Genomic DNA, 23,010 nt, shown 5'->3' with positions numbered 1-23,010 from the left:
TGTGGATCGCACTGGTGTGAAACCAGTGCACAGAACGCAGAAAAAATGGGAGATTCTGATGGGCGCGACGCTTAAGATGTTGATTGATGGTGCCTTGGTCGATGGCGAATCGACGCTGGATGTCGTCAATCCCGCCACCGCCAAACATTACGCCACCGTTGCCTGTGCTTCCGCCGCGCAAGCCGATGCCGCCATCGCCGCCGCCAAGAAGGCCCAGCCGGCCTGGGCTGCGCTGCCGTTCAAGACCCGCGCGGAATATCTCGTCAAGCTCGCTGATGCTCTGGATGGCAAGGCGGAAGACCTCGCCCGTTCGCTGGTTCAGGAACAGGGCAAGCCACTGCCCGAAGCACAGGCAGAAATCGCCTATGCCGCGATTTTCTTGCGCAGTTTCGCCGCGATGGAGCTTCCGGTCGAGGTTTTGCAGGATGATGCCGACCTGAAAGTCGAAATGCACTATCGCCCGCTGGGTGTGGTGGTTGGCATTGCGCCGTGGAATTTCCCGGTGCTGATCGCGTTCAACAAGGTCGCACCCGCCATTCTTCTGGGCAATACCATGGTGTTGAAGCCCGCGCCGACCACGCCCGTGACCACGCTGATGGTGGGCGAACTGGCGAAGGAAATCCTTCCGCCGGGCGTGCTCAACATCATTGTGGATCGTAACGATCTGGGCGCGCACCTGACATCGCATCCCGATGTGGCGAAAGTCTCGTTCACCGGATCGACCGCTACGGGCAAGAAGGTCGCGGCATCGGCTGCCTCCTCGCTCAAGCGGCTGACGCTGGAACTCGGCGGCAACGATGCGGGTGTCGTGCTGGACGATGTGGACGTGAAAAAAGTGGCCAAGGGTGTCGTCGATTCCGCGTTCATGAATGCCGGGCAGGTCTGCATCGCGCTCAAGCGTCTCTATGTCGCTGACGAGATCTATGACGAAATGTGCGATGAACTGGCCAAGCTGGTGTCTGACCTGCAATATGGCGACGGGCTGGAACAGGGCGTCCGTGTCGGGCCGCTTCAGAACGAGATGCAGTACAAGAAGGCGCAGGCCTATCTTGAGCATGCGGCGAACGACGGGAAGATCATTGCCGGCGGGACGACGGGCGATGGGGAAGGGTACTTCATCCGACCGACCGTGGTGCGTGACATCGATGATGCTTCGCCATTGGTGCAGGAAGAACAGTTCGCGCCGATTCTTCCGGTCCTGCGTTACAGCGATGTCGAAGAAGTCATCGAGCGCGCCAATGACACCAATCTTGGCCTTGGCGGGTCGGTCTGGTCCAGTTCGATCGATCGCGCCTATGACTATGCCCAGCGGATCGACAGCGGCACGGTGTGGATCAACCACCACACGCATTTCGCGCCACATATCCCGTTCGGCGGCTCCAAGGAAAGCGGCATCGGGGTGGAGTTTTCAACCCATGGCCTTTCCGAATTCGCGCAGAAATCGGTGATTTCGATCAATCGCCGCTGATCGGTGAGGGGCAGGCCGGGTAACCGGCCGCCTTCAGACAATGCACATGAGAAGGGGGGCGTCCACTGTTCGGACGCCCCCTTTTTTTGATTATAACGGCAGGAACACGGGATCGCCCACCCGCACCGTGCCGGGGGTGGCGACATTGCAATAGACGCTCATCAATTGGTTCATTTCGCGCACGATCGTGCGTGTAATGGTCGAATTGCGCGCAATTCCGCCACATTGTTCGGCGGCGATGATCGTGCAGCGCGGGCATTCCATCACCGCATCGAAATCGACCGGTCCCAGTCGGACCTGACCGCCGACCCATTCCCGTTCGCGCAAGGCGTCCGACGCGCCCCCGTCATCGAGCAGGAAGTTCGGGCGGAACCGGCGCACGTCCAGATCGACATCGGGCAGATGCTGCTGGAGATGGCGGATCGATGATGTCGTCAGGATATCGATGGGGAAGGTGTCGAAATAGGTGCCGCGCGGCGCGGCCAGTTCGCTCAGTTCCCGCATCAGGTGCGGGGGCAGGTCTTTCAGGTCGGGCAGGGGTTCGTCCGCGTTCAGCCCGAACAGCATGCGCATTTCGCTTTCGAGATCGCCCGTCTCCATCGCGCCCGCGCCCTGCCGCAAGTGTTCCACCTCCTGTTCCGGCCGGAGCGACCACAGCGTCACTTCCTTGCCGATGGCATCGGAAAGGCGCTGGTTCACGCGGCTGTCATCGGAATTGACCGTGGTGCCATCTGGCAGTGTGATTGCGACATGGGGGACCAGTCCCGCATCCGTCCCCGGTAGATAGCGCGCGGAGCACAACAGCAGACGCGGCAGATAGCGTGCGCTGCGGATCGTGCCCGCTTTCTCATCCCGCACGGCCCAACCCCGGTCGAGATGGATGCCACGTGGCCCGACGTCGGCCTGCGTGATCCGTTCGCCAGTCATCGATTTGACCGGGTAACGCCAGATTTCCGCGACAGTAAGATCGGTTGGTGACCAGGTCATCCTGCCATCTCCATAGGTTCGGCGGTGGGGGCTTGCGTCCGGCGTTCGACCCGCGCCAGCAAGGCGAAGCAGACGGCGGCAAGAAGAAAGCCGCCGATATAGATCTGGACCGCCAGATCGTAGTCGCCGGTCCATTCGCGCAACATGCCGGCCAGCGGGGCCATGCCGAACAGGAAAGGCAGGGTGGCGAAACCGGATATACCCATTACCGTCGCGAAATTCTGCGCGCCGTAGATGCGCGAAACCAGTACGCCCTTGGCCGCGATAAACCCGCCACCGCAGGCCCCGATCAGCACCGCGTCAATCACAAGCAGGGCGTAATTGGCCGGAATGATGAGGATCACCCACACCATCGCCTGCAGTAGGGCATTGAAAGTGAGCGCGATGCAGGAATTCATCTTGTCGGCCAGCCAGCCGAACATAACCGAGCCGAGCATCGCGGTACCCGACGAGATGGACAGCAGAAGCGCCGCCTTGGCGTAGTCCCAGCCCGCTTCTGTCAGCAACGGAACCATGTGTGCCGTTTTGCCGACCCCCGCGCCCACCAGAAGACCGGACCCGGCGACAAGCAGCAGGAACACTGGGGAGCAAAGCAGGGCCGTGGTGCTGATGGCAGAACTTTGGGCACGGTCCTGCGCCATCTGGTCAGGCGATTGCCCCTTGGCCAGTTGGCCGATCTGTGATGGTTGGTCGATCACACCGAAAATGACAGGCAGAGCCAGCAGATAACACCCGGCCAGAACGTATGTGACTGTCCGGAAATCGGTGGCGGGCAGCAGGTGTACCACGACCATTGGGACGGCCATGGCAAGGATTGGCATGCCGACAAGACCGAGCGCCCGGCCCTGGCCTTCGCGATACCAGTTGGAAACCAGCGTGTAGCAGGGGATCGGGCCCATAACCGTCACACCCGGGCCGATGAACAGGCCATAGCAGAGCAGCATTTCGGTGGCGTTGCGGGCATAACCAAGACCGATATAGCCCAACGCCGCCCATACCGCGCCGAACAGCATCAGCCGCCGGATAGAGAAGCGCGCGATGAGCCACCCGAGAATGGGGGAAAGCAGCCCGTTGGCGAGGATGATTAGCGATATGCCGAAAGAGACCGTCGAACGATCGGTATGCATCCGGGCTTCCATCGGCGTGACCAGCACCCCGAACGCGCCATAAGTCACCCCGATGGCGAGATTGAAGATCACGAAGGCCCTCAGCACCATCATGGGGCCAAGGAAAGTGCGGGCCTGTTCTGTCAATCTACACCCTTTCTGTCCGCATCAGCGGCAGGACGCGCCTTGCCGCTGTGCGCTGCCGATCAGTCGGGCAATGCATAGGCAATCACATGATCGCCCGGTGTTGTTCCCATAAAGCCATGGCCACCTGCTGCGATTACCACATATTGCTTGCCATTGCGGCTGGAAGTGTAGGTCATCGGATTGGCTTGCCCACCGGCGGGAAGCCGTCCTTCCCACAGCAGGGCGCCTGTCTTCGTGTCAAAGGCGCGCAGGTAGTTGTCGATGGTCGCGGCGATGAATGTCACCCCGCCTTGAGTCACCACCGCACCGCCAAGGTTGAACACGCCCGGCACCGAAATGCCCAGGGGGGCATGATCGCGCGTGGTGCCCAGCGGCTTCTGCCAGACGAGCTTGTTGGTCTTGAGATCGACCGCCGCCAGCGTGCCCCATGGCGGGGCGCTGCAGGGCAGACCAAGCGGCGAAAGGAACGGTGCGAAATCGACGGCGTAAGGCGTGCCATATTGCGGCGAGAGGCCCTTGTGCCCGTTGCCCGCCCCGGCGATCTTATCGGGTGTCGCGTCCTTGCGTGGCACAAGCCGCACGGTCAGGGGCATGCCCGAAGTGTTGACGATCATCAGGCCACGCGCTTCGTCCACCGCCACACTGCCCCAGTCGATCACCCCGAAGTTTCCGGGATATTGCAGGGTCTTGTGCGTGGAAGGCGGCGTAAACTTGCCCTGATAGCGCATCTCCTTGAACTGGATGCGGCACCACAGCTGATCGATCGGGGTGGCGCCCCACATATCGCGTTCGGTCAGCGGCTGCGGGGTGAAGCTGTGCATGCCGGTCGACCACGGTTGCGTCGGGGCGTAGCGTTCTTCCGGAATATCGCCCTTGGGCACGGCGCGTTCTTCCACAGTCGCCAGCGGCTTGCCGTCGCGGCGATCGAGCAGATAGATTTCGCCGTGTTTGGTCGGCTGGATCAGCGCGGGCACCTTGCCAGCCGGGGTCGGCATGTCGATCAGCACCGGCTGCGAACCCACATCATAATCCCACAGATCGTGATGGACCGTCTGGAACGACCAGCGGGCCTGCCCGGTCTTCGCATCCAGTGCGACAATGGCGCTGGAGTACTTGTCCGACACAGCCGTGCGGTTGCCGCCGAAGAAATCGGGCGTGCTGTTGCCTGTGGGGACATAGACGAGGCCCAGTTCCGGATCGGCGCTGAACACGGTCCAGGCATTGGGCGTGCCGGTGGTGAAAATTTCCCCCGGCTTCAGGGGCCCGGCGCCTTCGGGGCGGCCGATGTCCCAGGCCCACAACAGCTTGCCATCGCGGGCATCGAAGCCGCGCACCACGCCCGAAGGCAGGTTGGTGGCAACACCGTCGAGCACGAACCCGCCGACAACGGCCACATTGCCGATGATCGTGGCGGGTGAGGTCGAATACTGGAAGCCCGGTGTGGTTTCGCCCAAGCCGTCGCGCAGCGAGATTTCGCCGTTGGTGCCGAAGCTCTGGCAACGCTTGCCGGTTTCGGCATCGAGGGCAATCATGCGGCCGTCAATCGTGCCCACGAGAACGCGGGTGGGGCAATCGCTGACCGGGTTCTGTGCCTTGAAGTAGGAAACGCCACGGCAGACCAGCATGGCCACGCCCTTGTCGTTCGTTTTGGGATCGTGGCGCCAGCGTTCCTTGCCGGTATCCGCATCCAGCGCGACAACGATGTCATGCGGCGTGCAGAAATAGAGCGTGTTGCCGACCTTGATCGGCGTTGCCTGGAACATGAAGGCTGATTTGGTGTCAGGATAATTGGCCGCGATATCGCCGGTGCGATAGGACCAGGCGACTTTCAGCTTGTCGGCATTCTGCGGAGTGATCTGGTTTGCGGGGGAATAACGCGTACCTGCAAGCGTCCGCCCGTAATGTTCCCAGTCGTCCGAGGCTGGCGTGACGGCGGCGGTCGATTGCGCGCTTTCCTGCGCGGACACAGTGGCATGCGTGAGCGAAGCGATCCCCGTCCCGGCAAGAAGCGCCACCCCGGCCACGGCGGCCACGCCATTGGCAAGGCGGGAGGAACGTGTGGGTGCGCCGGTGAACGCGCGCTGGACCCACGGCATCAGCATGTAGATCGCGACGGCAAGAGGACCGCCGACGCGCGGCAGCAGTTGCCAGAAATCAGTCCCGACCTCCCACAGCGCCCAGAGCAGCGTCGCGAGAAACACGCCGAAATAGACCCATGTGCCGAGCCCGCGGGCACGGCAGATCAGAACACCGGAAACAAGGCAGCCGATACCGGCAAGCAGGTAATAGAGCGAGCCGCCGAGGCTGGCCAGCCAGCCTCCGCCAGCAGCCAGAACGATCCCGACCAGTACAAGAAACCCGCCAAGCAGCCAAAGGCCCAGACGACCTGCCTTCATCACCATCTCCGTCCCGACGGCATGCGTTGCCCCGGTTAAGACAGCGTTTCTACACGCCTGGTTTCGAATTCGTCAAACAACTGTTTTGTTGAGGCGATAATTGCGCAGTCGTGCGGGAATGCCGTAACGAAAATGTCGAAGCGATCGCGCCACAATTGCACGTTTTGCGTGGACCGGCCCGGAAGGGCGATCGTGCGCATAGCGGATCGCCAGGCATAGGGGGCAAAGGGAAAGCGATGTTTGCCTCCGGCTGCGCGACAATGCTCCCCATCGGTGAACCGTATTGTGCATTGAAGTGGTTGGCGCAACACAGCATGTTCCCCCCAACGATTCGATACGCATGGTACCGTGCGACGGTTGGGAGAAGCAGGCGGCATGCCGCAGCGGTGTGGATGGCAGGCGATCTGCCGCCGTGTCCGCAGCGCAGGCTGTACGCGCCACCGCGCCGGGCCGGTGTGAGGAGAGGATAAGGACAATGACAAAGCCGATTGATGCCCTGCGGTCCGATCTCGCCGGGAGCGGGCCGCCGTTGTTCTTCCCTGATCCGGAAGTCCCCGCCGTGTTCAACTTCGATCAGGGTCTGGCCGCGCCCGAGACCTTTCCGCGCGACGATCTGACGCGGCTGGCGAAACTGGTGCTGCAACGCGACGGGGCCGATGTACTGGATTATTTCGATCCCGATACGGGGTATGAAGAACTCGTCTTCGGTTACAAGGGACTGCGCGAACAGATCGCACAACGTATCGCGCGCCAGCAGGGTGTCGACGTGGGGCCGCGCGGGGTCATTCTGACGTCGGGGTCGGTGCAGGGCATCGCGCTGGCGATCAATGGCTATGTCAACAAGGGCGATATTGTCGTCGTCGAAGCGGCTTCGTTTCCCTATGCCTTGCGCTTCATGGACATGGCTGGGGCGGATCTGCGCACTGTGCCCGTCGATGACAGTGGCATGGATGTGGACGCGTTGGAGGCCCTGCTCGCCATAGAGGGCGACCGGGTGAAGATGGTCTATACCATCCCGACCTTCCAGACCCCGACCGCAACGGAAATGCCGGTGGCGCGTCGGCGCAAATTGCTCGATCTCGCCCGTCAGCACAGTTTTGTGATTGTCGAGGACAACGTCTATGGCGATTTGCGCTTTGCCGGCGAAGACCTGCCCACGTTGATGAGCATGGACGATACCGGGCTGGTCATCCAGTGCGGCAGTTTCAGCAAGATTGTCGCGCCCGCGCTGCGGCTCGGGTGGATCGCCGGGCAACCCGAAGCGATCGCGGCTCTGGCAGCGGTGCGGCAGGATCTCGGGGTTGGCCAGTGGCTGGCGCGGGTGATGACCGAGTATATGGCGGAAGGCTTGCTCGAACCGCATCTGGTGGACGCGAACAAGGTCTACAAGGCCAAGGCGGAAACCGCCGCGCGCGCGCTGCGCGAACATTGCGGCGATTATGTCAGATTTCGCGAGCCGCAAGGCTCTTTCTATCTCTGGGTGGAGATTGACGAGCGGATCGACTGGGGCACTGCGGCGCGGATGGCCGAACGCGAAGGGATATTTTTCCGCCCCGGCGAACGGTTCATGAACGATACCGGCGGGCGCCAGTTCCTGCGACTGGCCTATAGCCATGTGAGCGAGGATGTGATCCGCGAAGGGCTGGAAACGCTGGGCGGCATTCTGCGCCAATGCGTGCGGGTGGCGGCATGACGGCGCCGCGCACGATTGCCACCGGTTTCGCCTTCCCCGAAGGGCCGCGCTGGCACGATGGCCGCTTGTGGTTCTCCGATCAGCATGCCCGGGAAGTGGTGGTGCTCGAACCCGATGGCACGTTGGTGGAACGGTTTGCGGTTCCGGGTGGTCCCTCGGGGCTGGGCTGGATGCCGGATGGCACCCTGCTGGTGGTGTCGATGCACGAACGCCGCCTCTATCGCCGGGCGCATGACGGCACGCTGTCCGTCCATGCCGAGCTTTCCGCCTATCACCCCGGGCATAGCAACGACATGGTCGTCGATCTGTATGGGCGTGCCTATGTCGGCAATATTGGCTTCGATTTCGATGGCGGGGAAGCGCCGCGCAAGACCTGCATTGTCGCCGTGGAACCCGACGGGGCGGTCGCGGTGGCGGCGGACGGGCTCGATTGCCCCAATGGTACGGTCATCAGCCCGGATGGTAAAGTGCTGATTATCGCGGAATCGATGGGGCGGTGCCTGACGCAGTTCGATATCGACCCGGCAGGCAAGCTGTCCGGGCGGCGGCTGTTCGCCGACCTTGGGGATCATGTGCCCGATGGCATATGTCTGGATGCGGAGGGCGCCGTGTGGATCGCGGCGCCTTATGCCCATGCTGCACTGCGCGTGGCCGAAGGCGGTGCGATTATCGGCCGCGTGACCACCGAAGGCGCCATGCCCTATGCCTGCATGCTGGGCGGGGCTGATGGCGGCGATCTCTATCTGTGCTGCGCGCCGGATCATGATCCGACCGTCACCGTGGCGGCGCGGGGTGGACGGATCGATATCGTCCGGGTCGATGTGGCGGGGGCGGGGCTGCCCTGATTGCCATTAGGTGGCAGGCTTATAATCGCACGTAGAAGAAAGACAGCAATGACAGTTACCCATATCAATCCACCCGAATTGTTCGCCCTTCCGCAATTCTCCCAGATCGTCGTTGCGGGCCCGGGGCAGATGGCATTTATAGCGGGGCAGGGGGCGTTCGATCGGGATTTCAATCTGATCGGAGCCAATGACCTTCATGTGCAGACAGTGCAGGCCTATCGCAATCTGCGCGATGCGCTGGCTGCGGTCGGTGCCAGTCCGGCCGACGTGGCGAGCACGACGATCTATGTCGTCGATCTGGATGAAGAAAAAACGGCGGTGCTTATCGATGCGATGCGGGTGGCGCTCGATGGTCAGGCTTTCCCGCCGAACGCTTCGACGCTCGTCGGGGTGACACGGCTTGGCGCGCCGGGCATGATGGTGGAAATAAGCGCGATTGCCGTCATTCCGGGGAACTGAGCTTTCGATGCCGCGTACCCGGTTTAGAGGCGCGTAAAAAACGAAGAGGATTCAGGCCCATGAACACTTTGGTGCAAGACCGTTCGGACGACACGCTCAAGGCTCCGTTTGCTGCCCGGTATGACAACTTTATCGGCGGCCAGTGGGTTGCGCCCAAAGCGGGGCGCTACTTCGAGAATATCTCGCCCATCACCGGCAAGCCCGTAGGTGCGATTGCCCGGTCCGACGGCAACGACATCGATGCCGCACTCGATGCAGCCCATGCCGCGAAGGACGCATGGGGGCGCACATCAGCGGCGGAGCGTGCCCTGATCCTCAGCCGGATCGCGGACCGGATGGAAGCCAATCTGGAAAAACTGGCGACTGCCGAAACCTGGGACAATGGCAAGCCGATCCGCGAAACCATGGCGGCCGATGTGCCGCTGGCCATCGATCACTTCCGCTATTTTGCCGGGGTGATCCGCGCACAGGAAGGATCAATCAGCGAAATCGATCACGATACGGTGGCCTATCACTTCCACGAACCGTTGGGTGTGGTGGGGCAGATCATCCCGTGGAATTTCCCGCTGTTGATGGCCGCATGGAAACTCGCGCCGGCGCTGGCGGCTGGCAACTGCATCGTGCTCAAACCGGCAGAGCAGACCCCTGCCAGCATCATGGTGTGGATCGATCTGGTGGGCGATCTGCTGCCGCCGGGCGTGCTCAACATTGTCAACGGCTTCGGTCTGGAGGCCGGAAAACCGCTCGCCTCGTCGAGCCGGATCGCCAAGATCGCGTTTACGGGGGAAACCACCACCGGCCGTCTGATTATGCAATATGCGAGCGAAAACCTCATCCCGGTCACGCTGGAACTCGGCGGCAAGAGCCCGAACATCTTCTTCGAGGACGTGACCCGCGAAGACGATGATTTCTTCGACAAGGCTATCGAAGGATTTGTCATGTTCGCGCTCAATCAGGGGGAAGTCTGCACCTGCCCGAGCCGGGCGATCGTGCACGAGAAAATCTACGACCGGTTCATGGAACGCGCGCTGAAACGCGTGGAAGCGATCGTGCAGGGCAATCCGCTGGACCCGGCGACCATGATCGGGGCGCAGGCATCGTCCGAACAGCGCGAGAAGATTCTGTCCTATATCGATATCGGCAAACAGGAAGGGGCCGAACTGCTGATCGGCGGTGGTGCCGCCAATCTCGGCGGAGCGTTATCGGAAGGGTACTATATCCAGCCGACCGTGTTCAAAGGGCATAACCGGATGCGGATTTTTCAGGAGGAAATCTTTGGTCCGGTGCTTTCGGTCACCACGTTCAAGGACGAGGCCGAAGCACTCGAAATCGCCAATGACACGCTGTACGGGCTGGGTGCCGGTATCTGGAGCCGCGAGGCCAATACCTGCTACCGTTTCGGCCGTGCGATCAAAGCAGGGCGTGTGTGGACCAATTGCTATCATGCCTATCCGGCCCATGCGGCGTTCGGCGGCTACAAGCAGTCCGGCATCGGGCGGGAAAATCACCGCATGATGCTGGATCACTATCAGCAGACGAAGAATATGCTGGTCAGTTACAGCCCTAAGAAGCTGGGCTTTTTCTGATCCGCTGCGGGGGATGGCACGATGATGGCGGGCGGGTTTGCGGACAATGTCCGGCGTGTGATCGCCACCCCGGCCGCACTGGCACTGATCGCCGAATTGCAGGGTGAATATGGCCCGATCATGTTCCACCAATCGGGCGGCTGTTGCGACGGTTCGTCACCCATGTGTTATCCGCAGGGCGAATTCCGCATCGGCGATAGCGATATCCTGTTGGGAGAAGTGGGCGATGCCCCCGTCTATATCGGCCGGGCACAGGGGCAGGCATGGGCGCATACACAACTGATCCTCGATGTGGTGCCTGGACGTGGCGGTATGTTCAGTCTCGACAATGGACGGGAGCAGCGGTTTCTGACGCGTGGCCGTGTGTTTACCGGTGAAGAACTGGCGAAGCTGGGCAGTCTCTGAGGGGTCAAAGAGAATAATCCATCGCATTCATCCGGTATTCCTGTGAAGATTACCGCATCTTTCGGGTGCAGGGGAGGGCGATCATTGTAAAAGAAATGATCGTTTATCAGGAACAATCGGCAAGCTCGTGCTTATTTACACAGGATAAAGGGGCGAGCGCCGGGCGGAAAGACGGAATTGTCTTGCAACGTTCCGGTTTTGGCGTTTCTCTGTCCCAGGGTTTCCTAGGGAACCATGCCGGGGGATGCTGAATATGGGCATTGTCGAACTGATTGGCGTTGCAGGCAGTGTCAGTCTGCTTTCGGGATGGCGCATATATTTGTGTACCTTTGCTGTCGGGCTGGCGATGCGGACCGGTTGGCTGAATTTGCCCGATCATGTCAGCGGGCTGGACATCCTCGCCAACCCGTGGGTGCTGGGCGTGTCCTTCGTGGGCCTGGTTGCCGAATTTTTTGCGGACAAGCTGCCGTGGCTCGATTCCATCTGGGATGGGGTCCACACTCTGGTAAGGCCGATTGGCGGGGCCTTGCTGGCCATGGCGATCGTCGATCCGCAGGACACCACCTGGCAGGTGCTGAGCCTGCTGCTGGGCGGGAGTGCGGCTCTGCTGTCGCACAGCGCCAAGGCGGGAACGCGTGCCGTGGTCAACACGAGCCCGGAACCGGTCAGCAATGTCCTCGTTTCCACGGGAGAGGATGTGGCGACGGGCGGGCTGCTTTATCTGGCGCTTGCCGAACCGGTGACGGCGGGGATCATCGCATTGGTCCTGCTGGCTGCGTGCATCACGGTTCTGCTGATCTTGCGAAGTTTCCTGAAGCGGCTGCTTTCCCCCAAGTCGGAGGGGGTCTCCCGTCAGGAATAGGGGGGAGTCAGCCCTCGGCCTGCAGTATCGATGCCAGCATGCGCTGGCACCGTCGCAGATGCCCTTCAAGACGGCCGGTATCGTTCTCGAGCAATTCCTGAATGGCGAGGCCAGTGAGCAGGCAATGGACGAAAATCAACGCTTCCAGCAGCTCTTCCGGTGAAACGCCCCGATCGCCGAAGATGCGCGTCATCATTTCGACGTGATCGGGATTGGGCCATTCGAACGCGGTAAGCCTGATGTTTTCCTGTTCCGGCCCGCGATCAGCCATGATGATCTCGATTGTGGCGAGATAGGCTTCGCTGCGATAATGGGCCCACATCCGGGTGAGAAAGGATTCAATCCGCTCCTCCACGGGCGGGCTGGCGTCCATGTCGGCAAACCGGCTGACGAAACTTTCGTGGGATCGCGCCACGATAGCTTCGAGAATCTGCTCTTTCGAACCGAAATGATGCTGTGCCGCGCCCCATGTCATGCCTGCACCATCGGCGATACGTTTGGCGCTGGCGGCGGCGAGGCCACCTTGCCGGATCAGCGTAATGGTCGATTCAATAAGGCGTTCGCGGGTGCGCAGTGATTTCTGCGCCTGCCGCCCCATGGGCGCAATTGTGTTGTCGCTGCTTGTGCTCATGTGGCGGCTGCTATTGCCGTCTTGTCAGGAATCATCAACCTTTACGATGCGAATTACCCGGTTGGGGCAATATTTGACCGCGTTCAGCAAGCCGCTGTGCAATTCTGGCGGCGGGTCGGGATTGATCAACCGCACTTTGGCGTAGCCGAGCCTGTTTTCCAGCACTGTGAAAATCTCAGGGGCATCGCCCGCGCAGACACCGTGGCCCTGACACAGGTCAAAATCGAGTTCGATGCGAAACTTTCCCTCGATCGTGGGGCCGGTCATCGCACTCTCCGACGGAAGCGCAGCCGGCACGGATCGCTCGGCCGCAGGATCAGCGACGGCATGATATCGCGATAATATTCCGCAGGCTGGCTCAGTTCAAACTCGAACTTGCGCAGCAGATAGGCAAAAATTGTCTTCACCTGCAGCAGGGCGAAGGCATTGCCCACGCATTTGTGGCGACCCCCGCCGAACGGCAGATATGCGAAAGCGCCATCCGGGAATGTGCGTTTCGGGTTGAAGACCAGCGGATCTTCATAAAGTTCCGGCAGGCGATGCGCGACATAGGGGCTGACCATCACATTGCCGCCCGCCTCGATCAGGTAATCCTTGTAGTGAAAATCATGCATGACGCGCCGGGTTAGTGTGACAAGCGGGGCGTGGAGGCGCAGCACTTCATCAAGGAAGGCGTCCATCTTCGGCATTTCCCGCAAGGCCTGGAAGGTGACGTCATCGCTATCGCCCAGCAAGTCGTCGAGTTCTGCCACAATTTCGGCCATCAGTTCGGGATGGCGGGCGAGTTCGACCAGCACCCAGCTCGAGGTGTTGCCCGATGTATGGTGCCCCGCGAACATGAACCAGACGACCATGCCAGCGATTTCGTGATCGGTCAGTGCGGTGCCATCGGCATAAGTCGCATCCAGATAGTGCTGGAACATATCGTGGAACTCTTCCCCGCGTGCCAGTGCTTCCTTGCGTTTCGTCACGCGTTCGCCGATCAGTTCGCTCAGGCGGGCGCGGGCAATGTCCCGCCGCTCGGCCATCGCTCCGTGTTTATGGGGATCGGCCAGTCCGGCCGGGTCCACGGACATTTCGAGATCGTGATAGAGGCCGCGGAATTCGTCGCCCATGGTCGCACGGAAATCGGCACCCATCAGGCAGTGTGTGGATGTTTTCAGAGTGAGGTCGGTGAAGCGTTCATAGAAATCGTCTTCCCCCTGATCGGGCCAGTCCGCAATCCATTCGCGCACTTCCTTGGCGATGATCGGTGCGTAGAGAACCATTCGGTCATGCCGCAATCCGGCGGCCTGGATTTTGAGTTGCTGCCTCTCGATCGCTGGTGGCGCACCATATTGGATGCCTTGCCCGAACACCGGAACCATCAATTGATATGCCTGGGCGGCGCTCAACTGGGAATCGGGCGCGCGATAGACGGCTTCGTGCGCTTCTTCGCCAACCAGAAGCGTTGTTTTCAATCCCGCCAGATCGAACGACGACACTTCTCCGCATTCTTCGTGGCAGCGCATGAGGAAAGGGGCTGGATTTAGGCAGAATTCTTCAAAATGCCCGGTATCCGGCTTCGCTCCGCTGATCATAGGTGGTGCGAGAGTCGGTGTTTCCTGAACAGCGCTATCCGTCATGTGTATTCCTCTCCGATGCTTGCGCCAATGTATGCCCTGTTGTGCCCGGAACGCCGCGCGAACGGTGCAGGGGGGGCGAGTCATTTTGATGCTGACGGGAGGATAGGGTAAAAAAGATTTCATGTGAAATGTTTTTTACCCTCGGTCCATCCCTCGCGAAGTGGCGAATTTCATGAACTTTTCCGGAAAGTTATCGGGAAGTCATTGGGGGGTCGTGGGGCTAGGTTTGTCGGAAATGTGGAATTAATGAAGGTCTGTGATTGCGGACTGACAGTTTGTACAGGTGGTCATTTTTTTGAATACGGTATTAGTAAAATCATTGTTTTGTATGAAAATTTTAAACACTTGAAATTTCTGATTATATTTTTCAATATATGTCGATTATATGAAGAATTGGATGTTTTATGTCCTGAAAGTTATTGGGAATGACGTATTTTAATATTTCGTGATTTCTGGTTGTGTTTTGCGGTGTGGGGCTTGGGGCGGTGAATTCATCTGTTGGCGAACCGACTGTCGCCGAATTGCAGGAAATGGCTGAGCGGTTGCTGCGCTGGTCAGACAGATTAAATGCCGATTACGATATTGGAACCGCGCTCAACGTGCGTGGGGATCGGGTTCTGGCTGTTGCGATCAGCCATTACCGTTCACGCCGGCAACGCGATGGCCATTTCCCCCGGGACATGTTCGGCGAACCTGCATGGGACATGATGCTCGATCTGTTCATCAACGCACGGCGCGGAAGGCAGGTTTCCGTGACAAACCTGTGCGAGGCTGCCGTAGCATCACCGACGACTGCCCTGCGATACATTGCCCTGCTGGAAAAGCGCGGACATATTCTGCGCATGCGCGCGCGCCACGATGGCCGCGTCACATATATTCGATTGGCGCAGGATACCTATCTCGCGATGGAAAGGCATTTTGCTGACACCGCCATGCAACTCGATCAGGTTATTGATTCGGCAGAATCTGTGTGAGCCTTGCTGCGGGGCAGGGGGAAGCGCTGTTGCAGGTGATTGCGTGCAATTGATGCCAGTGAACCCGGCGCAGGCCGTGTGTTACGTCCGATCAACCGTGCCGATGCGGGAGAACGCACGAATTGGGATATTGGCTAATGCCACGACGCTGCTATCGGGCGCCGGTGGCATTGGCTGTTTTGCATAGACTTGGGGCGTGGCCCCTGATGGCAGTTGTGGTCGCTGCCACGAGCGTGCCTCTCGCCGCGCGTCAGACCCCGGGCCCCGCATCCGCGATTGCACCTGTGGCGAGCGACGATGCCGTGATCCGTGTGGACGGAACCGCATGGTTGCGCCGGTGGTGGACCAGCCTGAACGACCCGCTGTTGATCCGGCTGGTCGATGCCGGATTGGCTGCCGATGCGGCCGCGGCAAAAGCGGATGATGGCCATGGGCCCGATAAGGGAGGCCGGAAGGTTTTTTCCCGGAAGCGGGAAGGGCTGGCACTGGCCGCCGAACGCAAAGCGGATATCTATGTGCAGGCCCAGCATCAGGCGAAAAAGGCGGATCAGATTGCGCGCGCCTATTTCACTGTGCTGGCCGATCAGCATCGCATTGCGGCGCTGGAGGAATGTTCGACCAGCCAGAAGGCAAACATTCAGATCGCCAGTTCTCGCTTCAGAGCGGGCCAGGTGCCTGCCTATGACGCCAATCTGGCCCGATCGCAAAACGCGTCCACGGCCGCGTTGATCGGTGATGCGGAAAGTGGGCTGGCAAGGAATTTGACTGCGCTTGCGGAAATGACCGGGGTCGATGCTCGATCGCTGCGGGTCGATTTGAGCAAGGTCAGCGGCTTTCCTGTGGATGTCTATGTGCCGACCGCCGGGCAGGCTGGCGATATTTTCGCGCGCCGGGCGGATTTGCTGGCCTTGAAACAGCAAACCGAAGCCGCGCTGCTGCGCGGTGGCGCTTTGCAGGCAGATATCGATGCGGTTCTGGCTGATTCCGCAACGCATGATGTGCCGAATGGAACGGCGGCCCATGCGCTTGCGGCCTATCGGCGTGCCTTGCAGGGCGCGCAGGCGGAAGTGACCGCCGCGCGTGAGACGGTCGATGCCGCGCAAGTGCGGGTAAAGACGCTGGAAAGCGCGGTGCTCAGTGCACAGACGGCACTGGGCGACACACGCCTTGCTTATAACAGCGGGCTTGATCGCTTCGTCTCGGTCTATGTCGCCGAGAGCGCGTTGCTCGATGTGCGCCAGGGCCTGGTTCTGGCGCAGCGGACCTGGATTGATGCCGTGATCGGGTATTATTCGGCGCTTGGTGGCGGGTGGACGCTGGATTATCCGCAATCTGGGCCCGCACAGCCGGTGGTTGGCAGCGATGAATGATCCGGCGGACAGTTCGCCGCTGGAGGATCTGATATCGGGGCGGCCGTCCAGCGCACGCCAGCGCCGGATCATGTGGATAGTCGTGATGGCGGCATTCGTCGCACTGGCCGTGCTGCTGCTGCGTTTTCTGACCGGCCACGACAGTTCCTACATTTCAGAACGGGTCACGCGTGGGAATCTCGAACCCCGGCTGATGCTGGGCGGGGAAATCTATTCCGCTGACACCGTTGATATCGGCATGCCTTTCGCAGGGACAGTCGCTCAGGTGCTGGTAACCGAGGGCGCCCGTGTCGAGCAGGGGCAGGCACTTGCCCGGATTGATGCCTCCGATACGCGCCTTGTCTTTCAGGAGGGGCAGGCCGCGATAACAGCGGCGCGTGCGGACATCAAAAGCGCCAGCGCATCGCGTGCGCAGGCGGATGCAAAACTGGCCAGAATTGAAGATGTCTACCGCCGTTCCAAAGGCCGGGTGCCCTCCCGGCAGGAACTTGACGAGGCACGGTCCGATGCTCGTGCCCGGGAGGCTGATCTTGACGGGGCGCGTGCCCGGCTGGCGGAGGCAGAGGCGCGTTCATCTGCGGCGGGCCGCGATCTTTCGCGCACCGTCATCCGTTCGCCAATCGATGGGTTTGTGGTGGGCGATGCAGTTCGGTCAGGTGAACTGGTGGCAGAACCGGGCCGAACGCTGTTCGTCGTTTCCCCCAATGTCGAGCGTATGCGCATCGATGTTATGGTTCCCCAGGCGATGATCGCGGACCTCCGCCGCGGGACGCGCGCCCGGTTGACTGCGAGCAGTATGCCTGAACGGCGGTTTGAAGCATGGGTTCACGATATTGCGACCGTGCCGTCGGGTGGATCGTCGGCTTTCCGGGTGACGCTGATGGTGATCAACCGCGAGAAGCGCCTGCGGCGCGGCATGCGCGGGACAGTGGAGATTGGCCTGCGATCGCGTAACAATGTTTTGCTTGTACCCAATTCGGCGTTTCATTTCGAACCCGCGACGAAGCGTGCCCCGTCTGAGCGGAATGACGGACAAGAGACGATATATACGATAAACGGCGATGGCGGCATCGATCCGGTTGCCGTATCGGCAGGCTCTACCGATGGCGTGCGCACGCAAGTGCATTCGAACGCCTTGAAGGATGGCGATCTTGTTGCGGTTGGCTGGCGTGTTTCACCCGTGCAGGATGGGCCGGCAGACTGACGCACCGGCAGGATCGTGCAATAACAAGTCGCGCGAAGGACGAGTACGCTGGCAGATCGCAATCACATGAGCCGTCGCGCGGTTTGCGGGGCCTTTGCCACGCTTGCCGGGGCCATCGTTTTCCCCCCGGTGCTGCGCGCCGCGGATAGGTTCGGCCCTGCGCAGGATTTTTCGTGGGACTGGCTTGTCCGACAGGCCCGGACGCTCGCCGCGCAGTCGTATCGCGCGCCCGCGTTGTCGCAACGGCCCGCAGAAAACTACGATGCGGCGGTCAGGCTGACTTACGGCAAGGCGGAACGCATTGCTGGCAATATCCGCCTGTTCCCCACGACCCGCGATGTCGCGTCACATCCTGTCGCCATCCATATCCTGTCGCAGGGCAAGGCCCGGCTGCTTGTGGATAGCACCGGGCTGTTTGTGGATGGGCAGGCCGCCGATGTTGCCGGATTTCGCATCATGCAGGATCTTTCTCAGGGCGAGGCGGAGCGGGACTGGCTGGCATTCCTCGGCGCGTCCTATTTCCGTTCGTCCGGGGCTTCGGGGCAGTATGGGCTGTCGGCGCGGGCTGTGGCAGTCAATATCGGGTTGCAAACGCGGGAAGAGTTCCCGGCATTCACGCAGTTCTGGATCGAGCAGCTTGGTCCGGCGCACTATCGCATTTATGCCCTGCTTGACGGGCCAAGCGTGAGCGGCGCGTTCTCGTGCGACAGCACGCTGGATGCTGGCGGTGTGGAACAACAGATCAGGATCGCGCTGTTTGCCCGGCAGGATATCGAACGCCTCGGTCTCGTCCCGATCACCAGCATGTTCTGGTACGACCAGGGGCATCGTGAAAAGCAGCCCGACTGGCGTCCGGAAATCCACGATTCCGATGGCCTGGCACTCGATCTCGCCAATGGCGAGCGGGTATGGCGTCCGCTGGTCAATCCGCCGGGCGCGCAGGTCAATGCGTTCGAAGCCGCCGGGATGCGGGGCTTTGGCCTGCTGCAGCGCGATCGCAATTTCGCCAGTTATCAGGATGATAGCGCATTCTATGATCGCCGACCGAACCTGTGGGTCGAACCGCAGGGAGACTGGGGTGCGGGCGCGGTGATGCTTTACGAGATGCCGACCAGCAGCGAGACAATCGACAATATCGGGGCATTCTGGGTGGGGGCACAGCCGCTGCGCAAGGGGCAAAGGCTGGAGCGCGCCTATCGTCTGCGCTGGACGAGTGCCGATCCGACCGGGGCAGGCATTGCGCAGCTGGTTGACAGGTTTGCCGGTGCAGCGGGTATTCCGGGTGCGCCGCCTGTGGCCGGGGCGCAGAAATACGTTTTCGATTTCGAAGGAAAGAATCTTGCGGGGCTGACCCGCGACAGTGGTGTTGTCGCGGTCACCAATCTGCCCGATGGCGCCCTGATGCATGCGGCTGCCTATCCGGTGGTCGGGCAGGACAATCGCTGGCGCGCCATGATCGATGTGAAAACCGCACAGGCGGGCATGCGCGAATTCCGGATTTATCTACGCCGTGGCAACGATGCGCTGAGTGAGACGGTCATTCAGCCGCTGGAGCTTTCATGAGCAGTCTGTCGGAACCCTTCATGCCCTCTGGCGCGATCAGGCAACTTCCCGACGAGGCGCCGTTGGAGATGACGGTGCAGCGTCTGGAGGGCAATCCGCCCGGCTCGATCGAGGTGGCGACAGCGCCCCACGATCTGTTGGCCAAGCGTCTGCTGCTGATTGCGGCGACGGCCGTGCTTGGCATGGCCGGGTCCACGGAAATGCGCTTCTCGTTTTCGCACGATGGCCTCGACATATTCGAAACGGCGCTGCTGGCCCTGTTTGTGCCCTTGTTCTGCTGGATTGCGCTGGGTTTCGTGAGTTCCTGCATCGGCTTTGCCATGCTGGCCAGTGGCGCGCATCCGGGATTTGCATCGATTACCAGTTCGGCCTGCCGCCTGACCCAGCGCACCGCGGTGCTGATGCCGGTGTACAACGAGGATGTCTCCGCCGTGTTCGCACGGGTGGAAGCGATGGCTGCCTCGATCGGCAAGGCGGGCATGGGGGAACTGGTGGATTTCTTCGTGTTGAGCGATTCCCGCCCGGATCATGGCGCACTGGAGTTGGAGGCCTGGCAACGGGTTGCGGCCAGCGCGCCGATCCCGGTCTATTACAGACGGCGGGCAGAAAACACCGCGCGCAAGCCGGGTAACGTTGCAGAATGGCTGCAACGGTTCGGCGCCGCCTATGAAAACATGATCATTCTCGATGCGGATAGCATGATGAGCGGGGATTCGATCCTCGGCCTTGCTGCCATCATGGAGCAGCGCCCTTCAATCGGGCTGCTGCAAACCGTGCCGATGATGATCAACGCAACGACGCTGTTCCAGCGCTGGCAGCAGTTCGCAGGCTATGCCTATGGCCCGATTGCCTCTGCCGGGTTGCAATGGTGGTCCGGTTCGGAAGCCAATTTCTGGGGGCATAACGCGATTGTCCGGGTCCGTGCCTTTGCAGAAAGTTGCGGGCTGCCTGAATTGGGCGGGAAGCCGCCGTTTGGGGGGCATATCCTCAGCCACGATATGGTCGAATCCGCCCTGTTGCGCAGGCGCGGGTGGGCGGTTCACATGGTCCTGATCCGGGGCAGCTATGAAGAGTTTCCGCCGACAATCGTCGATTTTGCCATTCGTGACCGGCGATGGATGCAAGGCAATCTTCAGCATCTGCGCCTGCTGGCGGCACCGGGCCTTCATTGGGCGAGCCGGCTTCATCTCCTGATCGGGGCCTCGGCATTCCTGACCTCGCCAGCGTGGTTGTTGCTGATTATCGCATCCATCGTGCAGGCACTGGCATCCGATGCCGCGCCAATCACGCAAACAACGCCGCCCAGCGTGTTGTGGCTGACGGTCCTGCTGTTGTTCGGATCCAAGCTGCTGGGTATCCTGTGGGTGCTGATGGATGGTGAGCGCCGTCGTGATTTCGGGGGTGTGTGGGTAATCCTCAAAAGCACCCTGCTGGAGATTCCTTTGGCCATGCTGCTCGCGCCGGTGACGATGGTCAATCAGACACGCGCGCTGGTCCGGATGTTGCTGGGCAAGGAATCCGGCTGGAATACCCAGACGCGCGAAGCGCAGGAATTGCGCGTTCGCGATGTCCTGCCCAATCTCAAGGAACATATCGCGCTGGGGCTGCTGTTTGCCGCCGTGGCGCTGGTCGATCCGGTAACCGCGCTGTGGCTGTCCCCGCTAACGCTCGGTCTGCTCACATCGCCGTGGCTTGTCGCGTATACATCGCGTGTCGGAGGGGCGCGGCGTTCGTCGCAGCGCACGCTGTTTTGCGTCCCCGAGCCGACTATCACCGACGCGGGGCGGGAACGGCGTTTCCTGACCGTCTGACATGATCAGGCTGGTCGGGGACCGATGCCTTCGACCAGTATCGTAAACATGCGTGTCATCACCGCCTCGCGTTCTTCTGCAGCGGTCGCAAGGACTGTGCTTTCAAGCATGCGGGCGAGATAATAGACGTCCGACAGTGTCAGGTCGTCACGGATCTGGCCGGTTGCCTTGCCGCGTTCCAGCGCCATGGTGGTGACTGCATCGGCGCGTTCCTTCAATTCTTCGCGTTGTTCGGCCAGCGACGGGTCGTTTTCGACACTTTGCCGACCTTTGACGTACTTGGCCGATAGAAGGCCGATATGCGCCAGAAAGCGGAAGAAGGCGTGCATATCGTCCTTGTTGCGCTCAATTTCCTCGGCAATCTGGTTGATGCGCATTTTCAGGATTTCGAGGACCAGCGCGTTGCGATCGCGGAAATTCCGGTACAGCGTGCCACGGCCAATTCCCGCCCGTTCGGCGATCAGTTCCAAGGGGACATCATACCCTTCGTTTTCAAACAACTCCGCTGCGACAGCGATAAGTTTTTCCCGTCTCTCCAGTGCATCTTTTCTCATGCTTGACCGCCATGATGCCCTTATCTATTAAGCGGACATCGTTGTCCGGTTTTGTTGGCGTTGTCCAGTCTTGATTCGGATTTACCCATGCTGGAACCCACACAATGCATCGGGTGTTGTGTTATGAGCGGCGTGATACTGCGGAGCGACATTTTGGAAAACCCACCTCACCCGTTCATGGGCCGTTTGCGGTTGCTCGCGTTGCCCGTGGTGTTGATGATCGCTTCGTGCGGCGAACCGGAAATGCCCGCGCCGCCGCCTATTGCTGTCGATGTTATCAAGGTTGTTGGTGGGGATGTCCCGAATATTACCGAACTGCCGGGCCGCATAGAAGCGGTGCGCACCGCCGAAGTGCGCGCGCGGGTGGATGGTATCGTGGAACGGCGCCTTTACAAGGAAGGGTCCGACGTGCCCGAGGGCGCCCCCCTGTTCCTGATCGATCCCCGCGACAAGCAGGCCCAACTGGCGCAGGCGCAGGCCGCGCTTTCGCGTGCGCAGGCGGCACAGGCCAATGCCCGTTCGATTGTGACGCGCTATCAGCCGCTGGTGAGCCGAAAGGCGGTGAGCGCACAGGAATACGATGCCGCCCTGTCCGATGCACGGCAGGCGGATGCGGCCGTGGCTGATGCCCGTGCGGCGCTTGATCGGGCGAAACTGGAACTGGGCTATACTACTGTGCGGGCGCCGATTGCCGGGCGGGTGGGCAAGGCGCAGGTGACCGAAGGTGCGCTGGTCAGCGCGAGTTCGGCGACCTTGCTGACACAGATCAACCAGCTTTCCCCGATCTATGCGACATTCACGGAATCGAGCGCGCAATTGCTGAACTTGCAGGAACAGGTCAGTTCCGGCGATATCCGCCTGCCCAATCTGGGCGCGATCGAAGTCCGGCTCGTGCTTGAAAACGGGCAGGAATACGGGCCGGTCGGATTTCTGGATTTCGCAGATCAGACCGTCGATCCCTCCACCGGCAGCCAGACCTTGCGCGCCCAGTTCCCCAACCCGGAGCGACTGTTGCTGCCCGGCCAGTTCGTGCGTGGGCGGATCGTGGCCGGCGTGGTGCGTAATGGGGTCAGTGTTCCGCAACGCGCGGTCCAGATACAGAGCGATCAGGCCAGCGTGATGGTGCTGGGCAAGGACAACACAGTTATCCGGCGCACGGTGACGCTTGGCGGGCAGAGCGCTGGCAAATGGGTCATCCGTTCCGGCTTGCGTCCGGGTGAAACGCTGATCGTGGATGGCTGGACCAAGGTGCAGCCGGGCCAGAAGGTTACGCCCCGAACCAAGGGCGCAAAAAGCGCGCAATCGACCCCGGTGAAGAAGTGAA

Annotated in this window: 20 protein-coding genes; 13 read left to right on the top strand and 7 right to left on the bottom strand. The window is 61.0% G+C overall.

What is annotated here, in order from left to right:
* Window positions 1-58: 58 nt before the first annotated feature.
* On the top strand, window positions 59-1,468 hold the full coding sequence (locus EGO55_RS03335; RefSeq protein WP_021691116.1) for an aldehyde dehydrogenase family protein: 1,410 nt from the start codon (window positions 59-61) through the stop codon (window positions 1,466-1,468).
* 90 nt (window positions 1,469-1,558) lie between these two features.
* Here EGO55_RS03335 and EGO55_RS03330 read toward each other — a convergent pair whose 3' ends face one another.
* From EGO55_RS03330 to EGO55_RS03320, 3 genes are read right to left on the bottom strand one after another with little or no spacing between them, the layout of a single operon-like run.
* Window positions 1,559-2,455, bottom strand: a complete 897-nt coding sequence (locus tag EGO55_RS03330; protein ID WP_021691115.1) for an MOSC domain-containing protein — start codon at window positions 2,453-2,455, stop codon at window positions 1,559-1,561.
* Complete coding sequence (locus EGO55_RS03325) at window positions 2,452-3,708, bottom strand: MFS transporter (RefSeq protein WP_021691114.1); 1,257 nt, start codon at window positions 3,706-3,708, stop codon at window positions 2,452-2,454. Before EGO55_RS03325 ends, EGO55_RS03330 begins: the two co-directional genes overlap by 4 nt.
* Window positions 3,709-3,767: 59 nt before the next feature.
* Complete coding sequence (locus EGO55_RS03320) at window positions 3,768-6,104, bottom strand: membrane-bound PQQ-dependent dehydrogenase, glucose/quinate/shikimate family (protein WP_021691113.1); 2,337 nt, start codon at window positions 6,102-6,104, stop codon at window positions 3,768-3,770.
* 475 nt (window positions 6,105-6,579) lie between these two features.
* On the opposite strand from EGO55_RS03320, the gene EGO55_RS03315 reads away from it, so the two are divergent.
* The 6 genes from EGO55_RS03315 to EGO55_RS03290 all read left to right on the top strand — a co-directional run bounded on the left by EGO55_RS03315 (window position 6,580) and on the right by EGO55_RS03290 (window position 11,954).
* Window positions 6,580-7,797, top strand: coding sequence for an aminotransferase-like domain-containing protein (locus EGO55_RS03315; RefSeq protein WP_021691112.1), 1,218 nt, complete (start codon window positions 6,580-6,582; stop codon window positions 7,795-7,797).
* Complete coding sequence (locus EGO55_RS03310) at window positions 7,794-8,642, top strand: SMP-30/gluconolactonase/LRE family protein (RefSeq protein ID WP_040716786.1); 849 nt, start codon at window positions 7,794-7,796, stop codon at window positions 8,640-8,642. Before EGO55_RS03315 ends, EGO55_RS03310 begins: the two co-directional genes overlap by 4 nt.
* Before the next feature lie 48 nt (window positions 8,643-8,690).
* Window positions 8,691-9,101, top strand: a complete 411-nt coding sequence (locus tag EGO55_RS03305) for a RidA family protein (RefSeq protein ID WP_021691110.1) — start codon at window positions 8,691-8,693, stop codon at window positions 9,099-9,101.
* A gap of 59 nt (window positions 9,102-9,160) precedes the next feature.
* Entirely contained in the window at window positions 9,161-10,687 is a 1,527-nt protein-coding gene (gene adh, locus EGO55_RS03300) for an aldehyde dehydrogenase (protein ID WP_021691109.1), read from the top strand.
* 21 nt (window positions 10,688-10,708) lie between these two features.
* The gene (locus EGO55_RS03295; protein ID WP_021691108.1) at window positions 10,709-11,092 is read left to right on the top strand and encodes a DUF779 domain-containing protein; all 384 of its coding nucleotides are present in this window, start codon (window positions 10,709-10,711) and stop codon (window positions 11,090-11,092) included.
* Window positions 11,093-11,345: 253 nt separating this feature from the next.
* Window positions 11,346-11,954 carry a DUF4126 domain-containing protein gene (locus EGO55_RS03290; protein WP_040716781.1) on the top strand — a complete coding sequence of 203 codons (609 nt, stop codon included), beginning with the start codon at window positions 11,346-11,348 and terminating at the stop codon, window positions 11,952-11,954.
* A gap of 7 nt (window positions 11,955-11,961) precedes the next feature.
* Here the strand turns inward: EGO55_RS03290 and EGO55_RS03285 are convergent, their stop codons facing one another.
* From EGO55_RS03285 to EGO55_RS03275, 3 genes are read right to left on the bottom strand one after another with little or no spacing between them, the layout of a single operon-like run.
* Entirely contained in the window at window positions 11,962-12,585 is a 624-nt protein-coding gene (locus EGO55_RS03285) for a TetR/AcrR family transcriptional regulator (RefSeq protein ID WP_021691106.1), read from the bottom strand.
* A 24-nt stretch (window positions 12,586-12,609) separates the two neighbouring features.
* Window positions 12,610-12,852, bottom strand: coding sequence for a ferredoxin (locus EGO55_RS03280; protein WP_021691105.1), 243 nt, complete (start codon window positions 12,850-12,852; stop codon window positions 12,610-12,612).
* A complete protein-coding gene (locus EGO55_RS03275) occupies window positions 12,849-14,210 on the bottom strand; it encodes a cytochrome P450 (protein ID WP_021691104.1) in 1,362 nt (453 codons plus the stop codon). Before EGO55_RS03275 ends, EGO55_RS03280 begins: the two co-directional genes overlap by 4 nt.
* A gap of 485 nt (window positions 14,211-14,695) precedes the next feature.
* Between EGO55_RS03275 and EGO55_RS03270 the strand changes: the two genes are divergently transcribed.
* The 5 genes from EGO55_RS03270 to mdoH all read left to right on the top strand — a co-directional run bounded on the left by EGO55_RS03270 (window position 14,696) and on the right by mdoH (window position 21,132).
* Window positions 14,696-15,184 carry a hypothetical protein gene (locus tag EGO55_RS03270; RefSeq protein WP_124916682.1) on the top strand — a complete coding sequence of 163 codons (489 nt, stop codon included), beginning with the start codon at window positions 14,696-14,698 and terminating at the stop codon, window positions 15,182-15,184.
* Window positions 15,185-15,390: 206 nt separating this feature from the next.
* Window positions 15,391-16,554 (top strand): TolC family protein, encoded by a 1,164-nt coding sequence (locus EGO55_RS03265; RefSeq protein ID WP_021691102.1) that lies wholly within the window; start codon window positions 15,391-15,393, stop codon window positions 16,552-16,554.
* On the top strand, window positions 16,547-17,758 hold the full coding sequence (locus EGO55_RS03260) for an efflux RND transporter periplasmic adaptor subunit (RefSeq protein ID WP_021691101.1): 1,212 nt from the start codon (window positions 16,547-16,549) through the stop codon (window positions 17,756-17,758). Before EGO55_RS03265 ends, EGO55_RS03260 begins: the two co-directional genes overlap by 8 nt.
* Window positions 17,759-17,824: 66 nt before the next feature.
* Complete coding sequence (locus EGO55_RS03255) at window positions 17,825-19,321, top strand: OpgD/OpgG family glucan biosynthesis protein (protein WP_021691100.1); 1,497 nt, start codon at window positions 17,825-17,827, stop codon at window positions 19,319-19,321.
* The gene (mdoH, locus tag EGO55_RS03250; RefSeq protein ID WP_021691099.1) at window positions 19,318-21,132 is read left to right on the top strand and encodes a glucans biosynthesis glucosyltransferase MdoH; all 1,815 of its coding nucleotides are present in this window, start codon (window positions 19,318-19,320) and stop codon (window positions 21,130-21,132) included. Before EGO55_RS03255 ends, mdoH begins: the two co-directional genes overlap by 4 nt.
* A 5-nt stretch (window positions 21,133-21,137) precedes the next feature.
* On the opposite strand, the gene EGO55_RS03245 is transcribed toward mdoH, so the two are convergent.
* Window positions 21,138-21,686 (bottom strand): TetR/AcrR family transcriptional regulator, encoded by a 549-nt coding sequence (locus EGO55_RS03245; protein ID WP_021691098.1) that lies wholly within the window; start codon window positions 21,684-21,686, stop codon window positions 21,138-21,140.
* 153 nt (window positions 21,687-21,839) lie between these two features.
* Between EGO55_RS03245 and EGO55_RS03240 the strand changes: the two genes are divergently transcribed.
* Complete coding sequence (locus tag EGO55_RS03240; RefSeq protein ID WP_210766631.1) at window positions 21,840-23,009, top strand: efflux RND transporter periplasmic adaptor subunit; 1,170 nt, start codon at window positions 21,840-21,842, stop codon at window positions 23,007-23,009.
* Window position 23,010 lies beyond the last annotated feature (1 nt).

It is taken from the genome of Caenibius tardaugens NBRC 16725, assembly GCF_003860345.1.
GTDB classification, from domain to species: Bacteria; Pseudomonadota; Alphaproteobacteria; order Sphingomonadales; family Sphingomonadaceae; genus Caenibius; species Caenibius tardaugens.
The sequence above is the reverse complement of the archived record's forward strand: the minus strand, read 5'-3'. Positions and strand labels throughout refer to the sequence as shown.

Coding starts and splice junctions, on each gene's coding strand:
- adh (WP_021691109.1), top strand. CDS start 9,161: ATGAACACTTTGGTGCAAGACCGTTCGGACGACACGCTCAAGGCTCCG.
- EGO55_RS03245 (WP_021691098.1), bottom strand. CDS start 21,686: ATGAGAAAAGATGCACTGGAGAGACGGGAAAAACTTATCGCTGTCGCA.
- EGO55_RS03260 (WP_021691101.1), top strand. CDS start 16,547: ATGAATGATCCGGCGGACAGTTCGCCGCTGGAGGATCTGATATCGGGG.
- EGO55_RS03265 (WP_021691102.1), top strand. CDS start 15,391: ATGGCAGTTGTGGTCGCTGCCACGAGCGTGCCTCTCGCCGCGCGTCAG.
- EGO55_RS03305 (WP_021691110.1), top strand. CDS start 8,691: ATGACAGTTACCCATATCAATCCACCCGAATTGTTCGCCCTTCCGCAA.
- EGO55_RS03315 (WP_021691112.1), top strand. CDS start 6,580: ATGACAAAGCCGATTGATGCCCTGCGGTCCGATCTCGCCGGGAGCGGG.
- EGO55_RS03335 (WP_021691116.1), top strand. CDS start 59: ATGGGCGCGACGCTTAAGATGTTGATTGATGGTGCCTTGGTCGATGGC.
- EGO55_RS03330 (WP_021691115.1), bottom strand. CDS start 2,455: ATGACCTGGTCACCAACCGATCTTACTGTCGCGGAAATCTGGCGTTAC.
- EGO55_RS03310 (WP_040716786.1), top strand. CDS start 7,794: ATGACGGCGCCGCGCACGATTGCCACCGGTTTCGCCTTCCCCGAAGGG.
- EGO55_RS03285 (WP_021691106.1), bottom strand. CDS start 12,585: ATGAGCACAAGCAGCGACAACACAATTGCGCCCATGGGGCGGCAGGCG.
- EGO55_RS03275 (WP_021691104.1), bottom strand. CDS start 14,210: ATGACGGATAGCGCTGTTCAGGAAACACCGACTCTCGCACCACCTATG.
- EGO55_RS03280 (WP_021691105.1), bottom strand. CDS start 12,852: ATGACCGGCCCCACGATCGAGGGAAAGTTTCGCATCGAACTCGATTTT.
- mdoH (WP_021691099.1), top strand. CDS start 19,318: ATGAGCAGTCTGTCGGAACCCTTCATGCCCTCTGGCGCGATCAGGCAA.
- EGO55_RS03255 (WP_021691100.1), top strand. CDS start 17,825: ATGAGCCGTCGCGCGGTTTGCGGGGCCTTTGCCACGCTTGCCGGGGCC.
- EGO55_RS03290 (WP_040716781.1), top strand. CDS start 11,346: ATGGGCATTGTCGAACTGATTGGCGTTGCAGGCAGTGTCAGTCTGCTT.
- EGO55_RS03320 (WP_021691113.1), bottom strand. CDS start 6,104: ATGAAGGCAGGTCGTCTGGGCCTTTGGCTGCTTGGCGGGTTTCTTGTA.
- EGO55_RS03295 (WP_021691108.1), top strand. CDS start 10,709: ATGATGGCGGGCGGGTTTGCGGACAATGTCCGGCGTGTGATCGCCACC.